Consider the following 16,876-nt stretch of genomic DNA (forward strand, 5'->3'; position numbering starts at 1 on the left):
CTCCGTTTCGAGTGCCACTCTATGGGCGCCGCCGACCCCGGCGGGAGAGGCCGATCGAACGAGTCGCGGCCCGCTCCGAACCGCCCCCCGCAGGCGCGCTCAGCGGTCGGTCGGGTCGAGCACCTCGAGCATCGACCCCTGCACGAAGCCCGCCCACTCGTAGGCCGCACGCAGGTAGTCGTCGCGCGTCTCGGATGCCTCGCCCTCGGCCTCCTCGTCGCCGTCGCCGTCGTCGTCGAACTCGGGGTCGTCGAGCTCATCGGCGGCGCCCACCCGCTCGGCCAGGATCAGCCGCAGGTCGGTGAGGAAGGTGAGCCAACCCCACGCCTCGGACTGGTCGAGTTCGATCTGCACGACGCCGCCGCCGGTGACCGCGGTCGCGTCGCGCACCCGCTGCGCGGCCTGGCGCTTGCCGTCGACGAGGCTGTCGCGCGTGTACCGGCCGAACTCGGCCGACGCCTCGGCGTCGTCGGGATAGGCGTTCGGCAGCAGCCGCCCGAGGGCCGGGTCGCTCGGCTCGCCGAGCAGCAGCACCGAGTCGACCTGGTCGGCGAGCTCGGAGAGCAGCATCGCCTCCTCCGACTCGAGCACGAGCCGAACGCCCTCGCCGCCGCCGAGGCCCGCGACGATCACGTGTCGCCCCTCGCGACGGTGGCCTGCAGTCCGTAGCCGTGCATCGCGTGCACGTGCTGCTCCATGGCCTCGCGGTTGCCGGTCGCGACGACGGCGCGGCCCTCGGTGTGCACGCGCAGCATGAGCCGCTCGGCCTCGTCGCGCGGGTAGCCGAAGTAGCTGCGGAAGACGTAGCTCACGTAGCTCATGAGGTTGACCGGGTCGTCCCACACGATGGCCCGCCACGGCACCGCGGCGGCGCCCTGCGCGGCCAGGTCGAGGTCGAGTCGTTCGAGGGTGTCGGTCACCCCTCCAGCCTGACACGATCCGCCCGGTCTCGCAGCCCGAGTGCGAGATCCGGACGGATCGGCGGGTCAGCCCCGGTCGCCGGGCTCGTCGTACTCCACGACGCCCGGGCCGTCGCCGACGACCGGGATCGCGGCGGTCTCGTCGACGAGCTCGACCCGCCTGCGCCCGGCGCCCCGCACGAAGACGAGATAGCCGATGCCGAGCAGGGCGAGCCACACGACGCCGACCACGAGCGCCGGCCGCGACTCGGGCATGACGCCGATGAGCACGATCACGAGGCCGATGACCCCGAGCGCCGCCCACACCGTCACGGGGAAGAACGGCACGGGGAACTCCGAGGGCAGCCACCGCTCGCGGGCGATCTCCCGCTTCATGCGCAGGTGCGACACGAGGATCATGAGCCAGACCACGACCGTCGCGAAGGTCGCGAGCGCGGCGATGAGGAAGAAGATCTGGTCGTGGAACCAGATGTTCAGCAGTACGCCCACGAGGAGCGCCGAGACCATGGCGAGCACGGTCATGAACGGCACGCCGTTGCGCGTGGTGCGCTGGAACGCCTTCGGCGCGTGGCCCTGCTCGGCGAGGCCGTGCAGCATGCGCCCGGCGCCGAAGATGTCGGCGTTGATGGCGGAGAGCGCGGCGGTGACGACGACCGCGTTGAGCACGTGGGCCGCGCCGTCGAGGCCGAGGCTGCTGAAGATCGAGACGAACGGGCTCGCCTCGCCGTCGATCGTGGTCCACGGCTGCAGCATCATGATGACGGCGAGCGTGAGCACGTAGAAGAGCAGGATGCGCACGGGCACCGAGTTGATCGCCTTCGGGAGCACCTGCTTCGGGTTCTGCGCCTCACCGGCCGTGATGCCGATCACCTCGGTGCCGCCGAACGCGAACATGACGATCGTGAGCGAGGCGAGGATGCCCCACACCCCGTTCGGCGCGAAGCCGTCGACGAAGAGGTTCTGCACCCCCGACGCGCCGTCGGACCCGTTCGCGATGCCGAACACGATGATCGCGATGCCGCCGGCGATCATCGCGATGATCGCCGTGATCTTCACGAGCGAGAACCAGAACTCGAGCTCGCCGAAGACCTTGACGCTCGCGAGGTTGACGGCGGCGATGACGAAGACGATCGCGAGGATCCACACCCAGCGCTCGACGTCGGGGAACCAGAACCCCATGTAGACCCCGAACGCGGTCACGTCGGCGAGTGCGACGACGAACATCTCGAACGTGTACGTCCATCCGGTGAGGAACCCGGCGAAGGGTCCGACGTACCGCGAGGCGTACTGGCCGAACGACCCGGCGACGGGATGGCGCACCGCCATCTCGCCGAGCGCGCGCATGACGATGAAGATCACGGCGCCGCCGATCATGTACGCGAGCAGCACCGCGGGGCCCGCAGCCTGGATCGCGGCCGACGACCCGTAGAAGAGGCCGGTGCCGATCGCCGAGCCCAGGGCGATGAACCTGATGTGGCGTGCGCTCAACCCGCGGCGCAGCGCGCCCCCGGTCTCGGCGGGGCCACCGTGTCCGGCGGTCGACGCCGGCTCCGCGGGATCCGTCTTGATCGCGCTGTCTGGGTTGCTCACGATGCTCCTTCGATTCGGGCGGTGGCTGCGGGCTCGACCAGGACGCGGTACCCGAGCCGCCGGTCGAAGCCGTGGATCTCGCGGGTGTCGAGCGCGTCCATGAAGGCGAGCGTCTGCTCGGTGATGACCTGGCCGGGCACGAGCACGGGGAAGCCCGGCGGGTACGGGGTGACGAAGCCGGCCGAGATCGCCTCGACGCCGTCGGCGATGCGTCGGCGGACGTCGGCGGCGGAGAGGTACTCGCACGCGTCGTCCGAGTAGCTCATGAAGTAGGCCGTGCGGAGGTCGCCGTCGGGCAGGTCGCCGGCGACGCGGAACCGCGCGGCGAACCGGCTGAAGTCGGGCAGCGGCGGGGTCGCGGTCCGCCCGCGGCGCTCCGTGCGGGTCTCGCGCCCACGATCACCCGAGGCGCGGGAGGCGTGCTCGAGCTCGGTCGCGATCTTCACGAGCACCTCGACGAGGTACGCGACTGCGCTGCGCGAGGTGCCGATGTTCGTCATGAGCAGCACGGTGTTGCGCGAGGTCTTGTTGACCTGGATGCCGTACCGGTCCATGAGGTGCTCGTGCTTGAACGTGTCGCCGTCGATGCCCGTGAGGCCGATGTGCAGCGTCAGCCGGCTGGGGTCGACGACGAACTCGTCGCGCTCCCACGCCTCGGCCATGTCGGCGAGTCCGTCGCGCAACGGCATCGGACGGTCGGTCTCGCGGAACCGCGGCGGCACGAGGTCGAGCGTGCTGAGGATGCGGAAGTGCTTGCGCAGCAGCGGGTGCCGGGCGACCGCGTGCCCGATGTGGACGGCGAGGTCGGCCTGGCGCTGCACGAGCGCGTAGCCCTCGAGCTCGACCTGCCGGCGGCCGACGTCGAGCGAGGCGAGGATCTGGTAGTTCGGCGAGGTCGAGGTGTGCGTCATGTACGCCTCGTGGAAGTCCTCGGCGTTCGACTCGGCGAAGTCCTCGTCGAAGATGTGGATCATCGACCCCTGGCGCAGCGCCGTCAGCGTCTTGTGCGTCGACTGCGTCGCGTACACCCGCAGCCTCGCCCGCGACGGATCGGCGACGAGCCGGCGTTCGAGCGCCGCCGCATCGGCGTCGGGTGCGGCGGCGAGCTCGCGCTGCTGGTCGTCGTGGACGCGCCGCTGCGCGGGGTCGGCGAGCCGGCGACCGAGCTCGTGGGCCGCCGCCATCGCGGTGCGCCGCCGGTAGACGGGGTGGAACGCGGCGAAGGCGAACCACGCCTCGTCCCAGAGGAAGACGAGGTCGGGCTTGATGGCGAGGCACTCCTCCATCACCCGCACCGGGTCGTAGACGATGCCGTCGAAGGTGCAGTTCGTGAGCGCGACCATCTTGACCTCGTCGAGGCGGCCGGCCCTGCGGTAGGCGAGCAGCGTCGACTTGATCGTCTCGAGCGGCACCGCGCCGTAGAACGAGTACTCGTCGAGCGGGTAGGCGTCGAGGTAGGCGACGCGGGCGCCCGCGAGCATGAGCGCGTAGTGGTGCGACTTGTGGCAGTTGCGGTCGACGAGCACGACGTCGCCGGGCTTCACGATCGACTGGTGCACGATCTTGTTCGCCGTCGACGTGCCGTTCGTGACGAACACGGTCTTGCGCGCCCCGAACGCGCGCGCTGCGGCGGTCTGCGCCCGCCGCAGCGACCCGCTCGGGTCGAGCAGCGAATCGAGCCCGCCCGAGGTCGCCGAGGTCTCGGCGAGGAAGAGGTTCATGCCGTAGAAGTCGGCGAGGTCGCCGATCCACCGAGAGTCGAGCACCGAGGCCCCGCGCGAGATGGGCAGCGCGTGGAAGGCGCCCGTCGGGCGCCGGCTGTACTCCTGCAGCGCGTTGAAGAAGGGCGCCTCGTAGCGCTCGGCGACGCCGGCGAGCAGCGTCAGGTGCAGCTCCATCGCGTCCTGCGTGCGGAAGATGCGCCGGAACCGGCTCGTGAGCGAGTGCGCGAGACGCTCGATCGACACCCCGGCGACGAGGTACAGGTCGAGCTCGGGTCGCAGCTCGGCGAGCTGTTCGGCGAGCATCGTGATGCGCTCGATCGGCCCCGAGGGGCGCTCGTCGCCGAGGCGGCCGTCGATGAACCGGCGCAGGTCCCTGCTGAGCGGTCGCGCCGTGCTCCAGCCGAAGCCCGGCCGGATCACGCACGCCTGGATCTCGGGGTTGACGAGCACCGCGGCGATCGCGTCCTCGACCGTGCGCACGACCACGAGCTCGTAGGCGAGGCGATCCGACGGCCGCCGCTGCGATCGGAGCGACGCCCGCATCGCGGCCTCGGCGGCGTCGCCGTCGTTGCCGACGACGAGCACCTGGAAGACGTGCGGTGCGGCGGCCCCGTCGACCGCGGACGGCTCGGGCTCCTCACCCGCGGGCCGCGGGAACCACGACCTCGGGGCGACCTCGTCGAGGTACGCGGCGGCCGAGCCGTACTCGCCCCGCTCGATCAGGTCGTGCAGCTCGTCGACCGCCTCGACGCCGGGCACCGCCCAGTAGCCCTCGAGCGCCTGCAGCACGGGCAGCAGCCGTGCGAACTCGCCGGCGACGTCGACCACGTCGGGTTCGGCTGGATCGCCCACCTCCGCGGGGCCGCCGGCGATCGACTGCCGCACGACGTGGCCGAGGTACTCCCACACGTCGCTGCGCAGGCGCCAGGCGCTCGATGGGATCCCGGCGGGTGCCGCCACCACCGATTCCGCGCCTGCCACTCTCGAACTCCCTCGTCCTGCGTCCGCCGCGCGTTCGCGCCGCCCTTCAACGACATCCCATGCGGCGGCGCGATGACGCCGTCGCAGGACGGCTTCTGTCTGGGTTCACAGACGCGGAGTCCGGGATCGCAGACAACGGTTGGGTCTGGACGCGGCGCCGCGCGCCTACTCGGCCGACCGGACGACCGGCGGGCGCGGCGGGTACACCCAGGTCACGAGCACGACGGAGATGATCATGAGCAGGAACCACGACACGAGCTTCGACGCCGACACGAGCTGCCAGCCGTCGACCTGGTCGGGGTAGAGCCAGGCGCCGCTCGCGGTGCCGATGTTCTCGGCGAACCAGATGAACAGCGCGACGAGCGCGAACGCCGCGAGCAGCGGCATCCGCGGCGTGCGCCGCCACACCCGGAAGTGCATGACCGTCGGCCACCACAGCACCACGACCGCGGCGAGCAGCACCCAGCGGAAGTCCACGATGAAGTGGTGCCCGAAGAAGTTGAGGTAGATCAGCACGGCCACGACCGAGGTGATCCACCGCTTCGGGTAGCGCGTGAAGGCGAGGTCGAACAGCCGGTACACCCGCACGAGGTACGACCCGACGGCCGCGTACATGAACCCGGAGAAGAGCGGCACGCCGGCGATCCGGAGCACCCCGTCACCGGCGTAGCTCCACGATCCGACGTCGGTCTTGAAGATCTCCATCGCCGTGCCGGTGAGGTGGAAGAGCACGATCACCCAGAGCTCGCGCCCCGTCTCGAGGCGCGTGGCCACCATGACGACCTGGATGAGCACGGCGGCGGTCGTGAGCGCGTCGTTGCGGGCGAGCGCTGCGTCGTCGGGGTACCAGAGCCGGGCCGCCACGATCACGGCGAGCAGCGCGGCGCCGAACACGCACGCCCACGCCTGCTTCGCGCCGAACACGAGGAACTCGACGAGCCCGGCCCGGAAGCCCCGCTCGGGCGCCCCCGCGAGCAGCCGGTGCGCGGTCCGGTCGATGGCCCGCTCGACCGCCGTGAGTCCCTGCTCGTGCGCCGACCCGGCGTCGCGGTCTCCGGGCCGCGGGGCCGTCCGCTCCTCGGGCGGGCGCTCGCGCGTCACCCGGCGCGCCTCGAGGCCGTCACCGTGAACTTGGGGTTGCGCGCGATCTGCCGCGTCGGACCGACCGTGCGCTCGAGCAGCGGCCGATAGCGCAGGTGCGAGTTCCACACGCACCAGAGCTCGCCGCCGGGCGCGAGCACGCGCGCGGCGTCGGCGAACAGGTGCGCGGCGATGCCCGTCGAGAGCGCGGCGTCGCTGTGGAAGGGCGGGTTCAGCACGACGAGCCGCTCGCTCGCGTCGGCGAGCCGCTCGAGGCCGTCGGCCTGCATGACCTCGACGCGGTCGGCGACGCCGTTCGCCGCGGCGGTCGCGCGGGCGGATGCCGCGGCGGAGGCCGAACGATCGGTCGCGACGACGCGCAGCGCGGGGCGCTCGCGCGCGAGCCACGTGGCCACGATGCCCGTGCCGCACGCGAGGTCGACCGCGGTCGCGGCATCGGGCACCGCCCCGCCCAGCTGCGCGAGCAGGAACCGGGTGCCGATGTCGACGCCGGTGCCCGCGAAGACGCCGCCGTGCGCGACGACCTCGAGGCCCGGGTCGCCGTGGCGCTCCCGACGGGGCCAGGCCGTCTCGGCCTCCGGCGAGCGGGCCCCCGAGGCGATGAGCACCCGCGACTTCTGACGGGCGCGCGACACGTCGACGCGGTCGAAGTGCGCGAGCAGCACCTCGTTCATGGCGAGCGACATGTGCTTGATGCGGCCCCCTGCGACGATGACGACGTCGGATGCCGCGTGGCCGGCGACGAGCGCGGCCACCTCGTCGAGCCGGTCGAGCGAGCGGGGCAGCCGCGCGACGACGAGCCGCGCACCGGCGACGAGCCCGGCCGACAGCGGGAGCGAGACGACCGCGCCGGTTCGGCCGAGGCGGGCGGCGTTCTCGGCGAGCGCTCGCTCGCCCGTGATGAGGTCCTGGTGCACGCGGATCGGGCGCGATGCGCCGGCCCCGGCGAGCGCGGCCGCCCCGAGGGCGAGTGCGCCGTACGCGTCGTCGATCACGGCGATCTCGCCGGGCGGGGTCGACGCGAGCCGCTCGGCGGCCTCGTCGAGGACGAGGCGGTCGGCCGCATCGGAGGCTTCGAGCCCCGGTCCCTCGACGTCGGGATGGCGGCGGAGCGCGCCGAAGTCGATGGGCATGAGGCAAGGGTACGCGGGCCCGCTGCCCGGTCGCCCGACGCCAAGCTGAGTGCGGCATCCGGTTCGGTTTGCTACCCTCGGGTCCGCATGCGGCGAGAACAGCACGGGGGCGCGACTCGCGGCGGGCGATTCGTCCGCCGCTTCGCCGGCGTACTCGGAACCGCCGCCGTCTTCGGGCTGCTCGCGACCGTCGCGCTCGCGCCGCAGGTCAATCCGGCCACGATCGAGGCGGCCGTCGCCGCGAACGACGCGTCCGACTCGTTCCGAGCGGCTGCGCAGTCGGTCAGGGTCGACGGCGAGGCATCCGCGACCGCCGTGTCGAACGAGTCCTACGTTGCCTCGACCGGCCCCGAGACGCTCGTCGCGGGCGGCACCAACCTCGACTGGGCGAAGCTCGTCATCGTCGACGGCGGCTGGCCGCTCACCGACGAGAACGTGACGTTCATGATGCGCTGGATGCGGCAGGAGAACGGCGCCGACAACTGGTGGAACCGCAACAACCCGCTCAACAACGGCATGGGCTCGGGCGGCGGATCGGGTCTCGGCAGCTACACGACCCTCGTCGACGCGGCGTACTACGCGGCCGCCAACATCAGCTCGGGCCGGTACCCCGAGGTCGAGGCCGCACTCGAGCGCGGCGACTCCGCCGACGCGACCGCGCAGGCCATCTGGGCGTCGCCGTGGGCGTCGAGCCACTACGGCTACGGCACGCACTGGAGCTCGCGTCCGTACGAGGTCGTCGAGGCCCCCGCCTCCGCCTGGGGCCGCTGAGCCGCCGAGGCGCTCGGCCACGCCCCCACCCTCACGCGAACGGGGGGTGGAGGCACCCGCGCGACGGGAGTACGTTCGGTCGCGGATCCGCCCACCCGAGGCTTTCCGCGTGCGCCGACGCGCGCGTGAAGGACGGGTCCGTGAGCCGAACAGGTCGGAGTCACCGATGCGCCGTTCAATCATCCTCACCACCGCCGCCGCCGTCGCGATCGGCGCACTGGCCGTCGTCGCCGCACCGGCGAACGCCGCGCCGAAGGCGCCGATCTCCGGTCCGCCGACCGTGCTCGCCGAGCACCTCGCGGGCCCCCTGACCTTCGATCTCTCGGCGAACGGCGTGATCACCGTCGGCCAGTCGTTCCTCGGCGAGGTCACCCGCCTCTCCGGCGGCAGCAGCGAGACCCTGTCGCAGGGTCCCGACTCGACCGGCGTCTCGGTGCTCGGACCGACCGTCACCTGGAGCGAACGCGCCGGTGACGAGCAGTCGATCCAGGGCTCGTGGCTGAAGTCGAGCGGCCCCGCCGGAGACACGTCGATCGACCTGCTCGCGTGGGAGCAGGCCAACAACCCCGACGGCGACAGCTGGTACGGGTTCGAGGAGATCTCCGACGAATGCGCCGCGACGCTGCCGCCGTTCGTGAACCCGCGCTACCAGGGGCTCGTCGACACGCACGCGTACGGCACGCTCGCACTGCCCGGCGTCACGTACGTCGCCGACTCGGGCATGAACGCCGTGCTGAAGGTGGTCGGCGACGAGGTCTCGACGGTCGCCGTGCTGCCCCCGCAGCCCCTCGTCGTGACCGATGAGATGCGCGTGGTCGGCGAGGTGGAGGGCCAGCCGATCGTGCTCGACGAGTGCGTCGTCGGCCTGACGTACGACGCCGAGCCCGTGCCGACCGATGTCGAGATGGGCACCGACGGCATGCTCTACGTGTCGACGCTGCCCGGCGCGCCCGGACTCGGGTTCCCGACGGGATCGGTGTACCGGGTCGACCCGGCGAGCGGGGAGTACGCACTGGTCGCCACCGGGTTCGCGGGCGCGACGGGGCTCGCGGTCGCACCGAACGGCACGATCTACGTGAGCGAGATGTTCGGCGGCAAGGTGTCGGCGATCACGCGCGACGGGTCGGTCTCGACCTTCGCCGAGGTCGACAGCCCGGCCGGCGTCGAGTGGCAGAGCGGCAAGGTCGTCGTCTCGGCCGGTGTGTTCGGAGACGGGCAGATCCTCTCCTACCCCGTGCGGGGCCGCTGAGCGGAGCACGAACCGCGCCGCGGGGCATCCGATCGGATGTCGCGCGGCGCGGTTCGTCGACGGCCGGCGTCAGCGCTCGAGCGGTCGCCAGACCACCACGGCGTTCTCCCGGCGAACGCGCGTGCCCGCCTTGAGCGTGACGACCTCGCCGGCGGAGCCGGCCGCGAAGACGCGCCGTCCCGGACGATTCAGCATCTCGTCGGCGAGGGCGCCCTCGAGCTCGCGCACGCGGGCGCGGAGGGACTGCACCTCGTCTTCGAGCCCGAGCACCCGGCGGATGCCCTCGAGGCTCACGCCCTCGCTCGAGAGCTGCGCGATCTCGCGCAGCCGGTTGACGTCGTGCATCGAGTAGCGGCGCGACTTGCCCGCGGTGCGCCCCGGCGACACGAGCCCCAGCCGGTCGTACTGGCGCAGCGTCTGCGGGTGCATGCCCGCGAGCTCGGCGGCGACCGAGATCACGAACAGCGGGCTCGAGGCGTCCATGGTCAGCCCCGGGCCTTCGCGAGCAGCTCGTCGCGGGGGTTCTCGTCGGGCAGCGCGGCGGCGAGCGCCTCGACGGCGGCCTGCGCGTCCTTCGAGAGGTGCGAGGGCACCGCGATCTGCACGACCGCGAGCAGGTCGCCCGTGCCCTTCTTCGTCTCGACGCCGCGGCCCTTGACGCGCAGCACGCGGCCGCTCGGGGTGCCGGGCGCGACCTTGAGCTTCACGGGGTCGCCGCCGAGCGTCGGCACCTGGATCGTCGCGCCGAGCGCCGCCTCGGCGAACGTCACCGGCACGGTGACCCGCAGGTTCAGGCCGTCGCGCTCGAAGACCGGGTGCCTGCGCACGTTGACGGTGAGGATGAGGTCACCCGCCTCGCCGCCGTCGGGCGACGGGTGACCCTTGCCGCGCAGGCGGATCTTCTGGCCGTCGGCCACCCCTGCGGGGATGCGCACCGTGATCGGCCGGCCGTCGGCCGTCTGCAGGGTGATCTGGTCGCCCTTCGTCGCGGTGATGAAGTCGAGGGTCGTCGACGCCGTGACGTCCCGGCCCTTGGTCGGGCCGCCGAAGCCGCGGTACCCGCCCGACGGCTGGCCGAACCGGCCGCTGCCGAAGAGCCCGCCGAGCAGGTCGTCGTAGTCGGCACCGCCCTGCTGGAACGTGTAGCGCTGCCCGCCGGCCTGGCCGCCGAACATGCCGCCGAAGACGTCGTCGAAGCCGCCCTGGCCCCCGGCGCCCGGCGCGGTGAAGCGCGCGCCCGAGCCCATCGCCCGGATCGCGTCGTATTCCTTGCGCTGCTCGGGGTCGGAGAGCACGGCGTTCGCCTCGCTGATCTCCTTGAACTTCGCCTCGGCGGCGGTGTCGCCCGGGTTCTGGTCGGGGTGGTACTTGCGTGCGAGCTTGCGGTAGACCTTCTTGATCTCCGCGTCGCTCGCGTCCTTGGAGACGCCGAGCACCTGGTAGAAGTCCTTGTCGAACCAGTCCTGACTGGCCATCGGCACCTCCTTTCTCTGAGTCTGTCTGAATGTGGAACGCCGGTCGAGTAGCGAAGCGCATCGAGACCTGGTGACGGGTCTCGATACGCTCCTTCGTCGCTACTCGACCGGCGGACGGATGCGGCGGGCTACGCCGGCGTCTTGACGACGACCTTCGCGGCGCGCAGCTGCACGCCGCCCAGCGTGTACCCGGTCTCGACGACGTCGGCGACCGTGTCGACCTCGACCTCGTCACTGGGCTGCTGGAAGATCGCCTCGTGGCGCTGCGGGTCGAACGGCTCGCCGACCTCGCCGAACGCGGTGAGCCCGAGCTTCTCGACGGCGCCGCGCAGCTTGGCGGCGATCGTCGCGAAGGGCGAGTCGCCCTCGAGGTCGCCGTGCTTCTCGGCCCGGTCGAGGTCGTCGAGCACCGGCAGCAGCACCGACACCGCGGCGCCGACCGCGCGCTCGCGCTCGATCTCGCGGTTCGCCTCGGTGCGCTTGCGGTAGTTCGCGTACTCCGCGGTGACCCGCTTGAGGTCGGCGAGGTGCTCGTCGCTCGGCTCCTGCACCTCGGCGTTGGCCGCGTTCAGGATGTCGTCGACCGTGAGCTCGGCCTCGTCGTCGAACGAACCGGATGCCTCGGGGGCGCCCTCCTCGGGCGCCCCGTCGGCGGCCGGCTGCCGAACCTCACCGGTCTCGGGGTCGATGCGGCGCTTGTCGCGGATCACCGGCTCCTCGTCGTGGTTCTGGTTCTGCTCGTCGGTCATGGCTACTTCTTCTCGTCCTCGTCGTCGACGACCTCGGCGTCGACCACGTCCTCGTCGGAGGAGGCGTCGCCCGCCTGGCCGGTCGCCGAGGCGTCCTCGCCGGAGGCGGAGGCATCCGCAGCCTGCGACTGCGCGTAGATGGCCTCACCGAGCTTGGTCTGCGACTGCGAGAGCTTCTCGAACGCGGTCTTGACCGCATCGTCGTCGTCGCCCGCGAGCGCCGACTTCAGCGCGTCGACGTCGCCCTGCACCTCGGACTTGACGTCGGCGGGCAGCTTGTCGTCGTTGTCCTTGATGAGCTTCTCGACCGAGTAGGCGAGCTGCTCGGCGGAGTTGCGGGTCTCGGCCGACTCGCGGCGGGCCTTGTCTTCGGCGGCGTGCTCCTCGGCCTCGCGCACCATGCGGTCGATGTCGTCCTTCGGGAGGCTCGAGCCGCCCGAGATCGTCATCGACTGCTCCTTGCCGGTGCCCTTGTCCTTCGCGGACACGTGCACGATGCCGTTGGCGTCGATGTCGAAGGTGACCTCGATCTGCGGGATGCCGCGGGGTGCGGGCGCGATGCCGGTCAGCTCGAACGTGCCGAGCGCCTTGTTGTCGCGCGTGAAGTCGCGCTCGCCCTGGAAGACCTGGATCGCGACCGACGGCTGGTTGTCGTCGGCGGTCGTGAAGGTCTCCGAGCGCTTCGTCGGGATGGCCGTGTTGCGCTCGATGAGCTTCGTCATGATGCCGCCCTTGGTCTCGATGCCGAGGCTGAGGGGGGTGACGTCGATGAGCAGCACGTCCTTGCGCTCGCCCTTGAGGACGCCCGCCTGGAGGGCCGCGCCCACGGCGACGACCTCATCGGGGTTGACGCCCTTGTTGGGCTCCTGGCCGGTCTCCTTCTTGACGAGGTCGGAGACGGCCGGCATGCGGGTCGAGCCGCCGACGAGCACGACGTGCGCGACGTCGGAGAGCTTGATGCCCGCCTCGCGGATCACGTCCTCGAAGGGCTTCTTCGTGCGGTCGAGCAGGTCGCTCGTCATGTTCTCGAACTCGGCGCGCGTGAGCTTCTCGTCGAGGTTCGCCGGGCCGTTCTCGGTGAGCGAGAGGTACGGGAGCTGGATGTTCGTCGACATGCTCGACGAGAGCTCCTTCTTGGCCTGCTCGGCGGCCTCCTTGAGGCGCTGGAGGGCGATCTTGTCGTTCGAGACGTCGACGCCCGTGGTCTCCTTGAACTTCTTGATGAGCCAGTCGACGATGCGCTGGTCCCAGTCGTCGCCGCCGAGGCGGTTGTCGCCCGAGGTCGCGCGGACCTGGATGGTCGAGAAGTCGTCGTCCTTGCCCACTTCGAGGAGCGAGACGTCGAACGTGCCGCCACCGAGGTCGAAGACGAGGATGAGCTCGTCCTCCTTGCCCTTGTCGAGGCCGTACGCGAGCGCGGCCGCCGTGGGCTCGTTGATGATGCGGAGCACGTTGAGGCCCGCGATCTCACCGGCCTCCTTCGTGGCCTGGCGCTCGGCGTCGTTGAAGTACGCCGGCACGGTGATGACCGCGTCGGTGACGGTGTCGCCGAGGTACTGCTCGGCGTCGCGCTTGAGCTTCTGGAGGATGCGCGCCGAGATCTCCTGCGGCGTGTACTTCTTGCCGTCGATCTCGGCGGTCTTCCAGTCGGTGCCCATGTGGCGCTTGACCGACGCGATGGTGCGGTCGACGTTGGTGACGGCCTGGCGCTTCGCGGTCTCGCCGACGAGCACCTCGCCGTCCTTGGTGAATGCGACGACCGACGGGGTGGTGCGGAAGCCCTCGGCGTTCGCGATGACGACCGGCTCGCCGCCCTCGAGGACGCTCACCACGGAGTTCGTGGTGCCCAGGTCGATTCCAACTGCACGTGACATGTGTGTTTCTCCTTCTGCTGTACCGGTGGCCGAGCAGCGCGCGACGGAGTCGCACCCCACCCGAGACCTCGGTGTTCCAGCGGTCGGTTCGGCCTTCCTGGCCCGCAACCGAAGTCAGATGCGTCAAGACTTGAGCCTTGACGACTCAAGCCTCGCAGCGCCGGATGAACGTGTCAAGTCGACGGAGTGAAACTTGAGTGTACTTGACTCAACTCACAGCCGGCGCCCAGTATTCCCCGCGATTCTCCGCGCGACGCAGTAGCCTGCCCATCATGGATGCGCGCGAGGACGACGAGCAGCTCGTCGCCGCCGAGCTCGCCCGGTACGACCGCGAGCTGCGGCGGTACCGTCGCCTGCGCAGCCGCATCGAGGCCGACTTCGCCCGCCGGCTCGACGCGGCCGGCTTCCGCTACTTCCAGGTCACCGCGCGCGTGAAGTCGCGCGAATCGTTCGAGCGGAAGGTGCGCCGTGCGCCCGACCGCGAGGTGCGCGACATCCTCGGCGTCCGCGTCATCGCGCACTTCGAAGGCGACCTCCCCGCGATGGAGCAGGTCGTGCGCGAGGCGCTCGTCGTCGACGACGACTCGTGGGTCGACAAGTCCGAGCTGCTCCCCATCGACGCCTTCGGGTACCGGTCGGTGCAGTTCGTCGGGCAGCTCGCCGACCAGGCCGCCGCGGAGCCGTCCGGCGACGGGCCCGACGGCGGCGCAGGGGTCGACGCGCCGCTCGTCGAGGTGCAGTTGCGCACCGCGCTCTCCGACACCTGGTCGGAGCTCGAGCACGACTTCCGCTACAAGTCCGCGCGACAGCTCCCGCGCGAGGTCGACCGCCTGTTCGCCCTGTCGGCCGCGCTCCTGGAGCAGGCCGACGAGAACCTCGACCAGATCCGCCGGCAGGTCGAGGAGGCGCGCACAGCGCCCACGACGCGGGGCGACGGCGGCGGCGAGCGCGGCTACATCGGCCGGTTCATCCAGTACGACGGCGACTCCCGCACCCTCGACCAGATCGTGACCGCCGCGCTCGACGTGCCGTTCGGCGTCGTGACCGGCGCGGGCCGGGAGCTGCGCAGCGTCGTGCGCGCGGCCGGATGGCTCAGGTACGAGGCGCTCGCCGACGGATTCGCCGAGTTCTCGGAGCTCGGCCGCCGACTCGCGATCGCCTGTGCGAGCACGAGCCACGACGTGCTCCTGGCCGACGCCGAGCCCCAGCGCCCCGCGCGTGCGTTCCGCGGGATCGGCACGTACTGGACCGCGCTCGCCGCGGCGCTGCTCGGCGGCGAGCCCATTCGCGAGAGCCGCGTACCCGACGGCCGGCTCGACGAGTACCGGGTCGTCGCGACGCACCTCTACGCCAACCCCGATGCCTCCGCCCTCGCCGTGCGCAGCCGCTACGGCGCGCTCGCCGCACCCGTCGGCACGCTCGACGACGCGGGGTACCGGCCGATCGACCTCGGCTGAGTCGGCGCCCGGCGCACCCGCTCTTCCCGCCGACCGCCGAAGCGGCGAGAATCGAGACATGGACGAGACAGCAGAGGGCCGCACGCCGACGCGATCGATGCCACCCGAGGAGTGCTGGGAGCGCATCGACGCCGCGCCCTACGGACGCATCGCGCTGGCCGCAGCCGGCGAGGTCGACATCTTCCCCGTCAACCATCGCCTCGACGCGCGCGGCGACCGGCCCGTCATCGTGTTCCGCACCTCCGCGGGCACGAAGCTGCTCGAGCTCACCATCCACCACGGCGTGGCGTTCCAGGTCGACGGCTACTCGGCGACCGAGGCCTTCAGCGTCGTCGTGAAGGGCACCGCCGAGGAGTTCGACCACGAGAGCGAGATCGCCGCCGCCGAGGAGCTCGGCGTGAAGCCCTGGGCGCCCGAGACGAAGGATCGCTGGGTGCGCATCGTGCCGACCGAGGTGCACGGGCGCTCGTTCGAGCTCTCGTCCGACTGACTCGGCGCGCGACGACGGCGCGATTCCTCGCGGGTTTCGGCCTCCGTGCTCTCCCTGATGCACACGGCGTCGGCCCGCCCATAGACTCGCGCTCATGCGCGCTTCCCTGCAAAGCCTCATCATCGCCGGCACCTCGCTGCTCGTCGCGGCCGGGCTCGCCGCCTGCACCGCCGCGGGCGCACCCGACGACTCGGCGGGACCGACCGCCGCTCCCACCGCTGAGGCGACGCCGCCGGCGGGCGCGGAGCCGACCGACTCCGCCACCCCCGCCGAGGTCACGTGCGACACCGTGCTCGTCCCCGAGGCGTACGCGCAGCTCGAGAGCGACGGGCTCACGCCTCGCGAACCGATCGTGCACACCGAGTTCATGGGCACGATGGTCGACGCCGGCGCGCTCGACTGCCGGTGGGGCAAGGAGGCGACCGACGCCACGCTCGACCTCGCGCGACTGCCCGTCGACGACGCGTCCTGGCCCGAGTGGGAGGCCGCGCTCACCGCGGCCGGCTACACGCCGACCGACGACCCCGTGACCGGCGCCTACACGGGGCCGGTCGACCCGGGCACGGGAGTGAGCCCCGTCGTGGTCAAGACCGACGACGCGATCGTCTATGTGGGCACGCCCGTCTTCGCGGAATGGATCGCGTCGGCCGAGAGCGCCTGAACGGGCCCGGCGATCCGCGGCAGCGCGAACTGCCGATCCGGTAGATTCGCAGGATGCCGCGCCGTGTCCCGTCGACCATCGTGCTGCTGGTCGCCGCCGGCGCAGTCGTCGCGGGCCTGAGCGGGTGCACCGACGCCGACGCACCGAATGACGTCGATGCCGCGCGGCTCGCCGCCCTCGAGTCGGAGGAGCCGTTCGACGCGGCCTCCTACGGCGGGCGGTGGATGTCGCGGCCGGCCCGTGCCGCGCCCGCATCGGTCAACGCCGTCGCGTCGCGCGCGCAGATCGACACCGAGCTCTCGATCGCCGGCGAAGCCGAGCCCGCCGACCCGTGGTCGCTCACGTTTCCGATCGCCCGCGACCTCGCCGGCGAACTCGAGGCGAACGGTTGGCAGACCGTCGCCGTCTCGTGCGACGCCCCCGCCGACCCGCAGTCCTTCGGCTCCTTCGGCACGGTCGAGATCGCGGCGACCAAGCCCATCGAGGACTTCGTCGCCCTGACCGTCGTGCGCGTGGGCACCGGCAGCCACGGCGACGGCGTCACGGCGGAGTCGATCGCTCCCTTCCACACCGAGCCCGCCGATCCGTGGGGCGTCGCGCCCGTGGACGATCCGACCTGCCTCGACTCGACCACGCCTCCGGCGGCGACGACGGCCACCGGCACGATGCCCGACGTCGACGACCTTCGCCACGACGACTGA

The 16,876-nt window shown here is 71.7% G+C and carries 16 protein-coding genes; 6 read left to right on the forward strand and 10 right to left on the reverse strand.

Translation table 11 applies throughout. The annotated features are described in order from the left end of the window. Positions 1-99 precede the first annotated feature (99 nt). From AC3RJ6_RS00120 to AC3RJ6_RS00145, 6 genes are all read right to left on the reverse strand, one after another. Positions 100-633, reverse strand: a complete 534-nt coding sequence (locus tag AC3RJ6_RS00120; protein WP_491424801.1) for a DUF2017 family protein — start codon at positions 631-633, stop codon at positions 100-102. Then, complete coding sequence (gene clpS, locus AC3RJ6_RS00125) at positions 630-920, reverse strand: ATP-dependent Clp protease adapter ClpS (RefSeq protein WP_491424802.1); 291 nt, start codon at positions 918-920, stop codon at positions 630-632. The genes AC3RJ6_RS00120 and clpS overlap by 4 nt, the downstream gene beginning before the upstream one ends. Before the next feature lie 66 nt (positions 921-986). Then, the gene (locus tag AC3RJ6_RS00130; protein WP_491424803.1) at positions 987-2,510 is read right to left on the reverse strand and encodes an amino acid permease; all 1,524 of its coding nucleotides are present in this window, start codon (positions 2,508-2,510) and stop codon (positions 987-989) included. Continuing rightward, on the reverse strand, positions 2,507-5,194 hold the full coding sequence (locus AC3RJ6_RS00135; RefSeq protein WP_491424804.1) for a beta-eliminating lyase-related protein: 2,688 nt from the start codon (positions 5,192-5,194) through the stop codon (positions 2,507-2,509). Before AC3RJ6_RS00135 ends, AC3RJ6_RS00130 begins: the two co-directional genes overlap by 4 nt. Positions 5,195-5,380: 186 nt before the next feature. Then, positions 5,381-6,214: a DUF817 domain-containing protein gene (locus tag AC3RJ6_RS00140; RefSeq protein WP_491426195.1), complete on the reverse strand. Its 834-nt coding sequence runs from the start codon at positions 6,212-6,214 to the stop codon at positions 5,381-5,383. Positions 6,215-6,312: 98 nt separating this feature from the next. Continuing rightward, complete coding sequence (locus tag AC3RJ6_RS00145) at positions 6,313-7,449, reverse strand: class I SAM-dependent methyltransferase (protein WP_491424805.1); 1,137 nt, start codon at positions 7,447-7,449, stop codon at positions 6,313-6,315. A gap of 87 nt (positions 7,450-7,536) precedes the next feature. On the opposite strand from AC3RJ6_RS00145, the gene AC3RJ6_RS00150 reads away from it, so the two are divergent. Both AC3RJ6_RS00150 and AC3RJ6_RS00155 read left to right on the forward strand, forming a co-directional pair. After that, entirely contained in the window at positions 7,537-8,220 is a 684-nt protein-coding gene (locus AC3RJ6_RS00150) for a hypothetical protein (RefSeq protein ID WP_491424806.1), read from the forward strand. Between the two features lie 166 nt (positions 8,221-8,386). Then, positions 8,387-9,469: a ScyD/ScyE family protein gene (locus tag AC3RJ6_RS00155; protein ID WP_491424807.1), complete on the forward strand. Its 1,083-nt coding sequence runs from the start codon at positions 8,387-8,389 to the stop codon at positions 9,467-9,469. Positions 9,470-9,538: 69 nt separating this feature from the next. On the opposite strand, the gene AC3RJ6_RS00160 is transcribed toward AC3RJ6_RS00155, so the two are convergent. The 4 genes from AC3RJ6_RS00160 to dnaK all read right to left on the reverse strand — a co-directional run bounded on the left by AC3RJ6_RS00160 (position 9,539) and on the right by dnaK (position 13,567). After that, on the reverse strand, positions 9,539-9,952 hold the full coding sequence (locus tag AC3RJ6_RS00160) for a heat shock protein transcriptional repressor HspR (RefSeq protein ID WP_491424808.1): 414 nt from the start codon (positions 9,950-9,952) through the stop codon (positions 9,539-9,541). A 2-nt stretch (positions 9,953-9,954) separates the two neighbouring features. Beyond that, positions 9,955-10,944: a DnaJ C-terminal domain-containing protein gene (locus AC3RJ6_RS00165; RefSeq protein WP_491424810.1), complete on the reverse strand. Its 990-nt coding sequence runs from the start codon at positions 10,942-10,944 to the stop codon at positions 9,955-9,957. A gap of 128 nt (positions 10,945-11,072) precedes the next feature. Then, positions 11,073-11,693 carry a nucleotide exchange factor GrpE gene (locus tag AC3RJ6_RS00170; protein ID WP_491424811.1) on the reverse strand — a complete coding sequence of 207 codons (621 nt, stop codon included), beginning with the start codon at positions 11,691-11,693 and terminating at the stop codon, positions 11,073-11,075. A 2-nt stretch (positions 11,694-11,695) separates the two neighbouring features. Continuing rightward, positions 11,696-13,567: a molecular chaperone DnaK gene (gene dnaK, locus AC3RJ6_RS00175; RefSeq protein ID WP_491424812.1), complete on the reverse strand. Its 1,872-nt coding sequence runs from the start codon at positions 13,565-13,567 to the stop codon at positions 11,696-11,698. Between the two features lie 272 nt (positions 13,568-13,839). Here dnaK and AC3RJ6_RS00180 point away from each other — a divergent pair, with 272 nt between their 5' ends. The 4 genes from AC3RJ6_RS00180 to AC3RJ6_RS00195 all read left to right on the forward strand — a co-directional run bounded on the left by AC3RJ6_RS00180 (position 13,840) and on the right by AC3RJ6_RS00195 (position 16,876). After that, on the forward strand, positions 13,840-15,024 hold the full coding sequence (locus AC3RJ6_RS00180; protein WP_491424813.1) for a GTP pyrophosphokinase: 1,185 nt from the start codon (positions 13,840-13,842) through the stop codon (positions 15,022-15,024). A gap of 58 nt (positions 15,025-15,082) precedes the next feature. Continuing rightward, complete coding sequence (locus AC3RJ6_RS00185; RefSeq protein WP_491424814.1) at positions 15,083-15,514, forward strand: pyridoxamine 5'-phosphate oxidase family protein; 432 nt, start codon at positions 15,083-15,085, stop codon at positions 15,512-15,514. Between the two features lie 94 nt (positions 15,515-15,608). Then, positions 15,609-16,175, forward strand: a complete 567-nt coding sequence (locus AC3RJ6_RS00190; RefSeq protein ID WP_491424815.1) for a hypothetical protein — start codon at positions 15,609-15,611, stop codon at positions 16,173-16,175. Between the two features lie 53 nt (positions 16,176-16,228). Further along, the gene (locus AC3RJ6_RS00195; RefSeq protein WP_491424816.1) at positions 16,229-16,876 is read left to right on the forward strand and encodes a hypothetical protein; all 648 of its coding nucleotides are present in this window, start codon (positions 16,229-16,231) and stop codon (positions 16,874-16,876) included.

The organism is Agromyces cucurbitae (genome assembly GCF_058349945.1).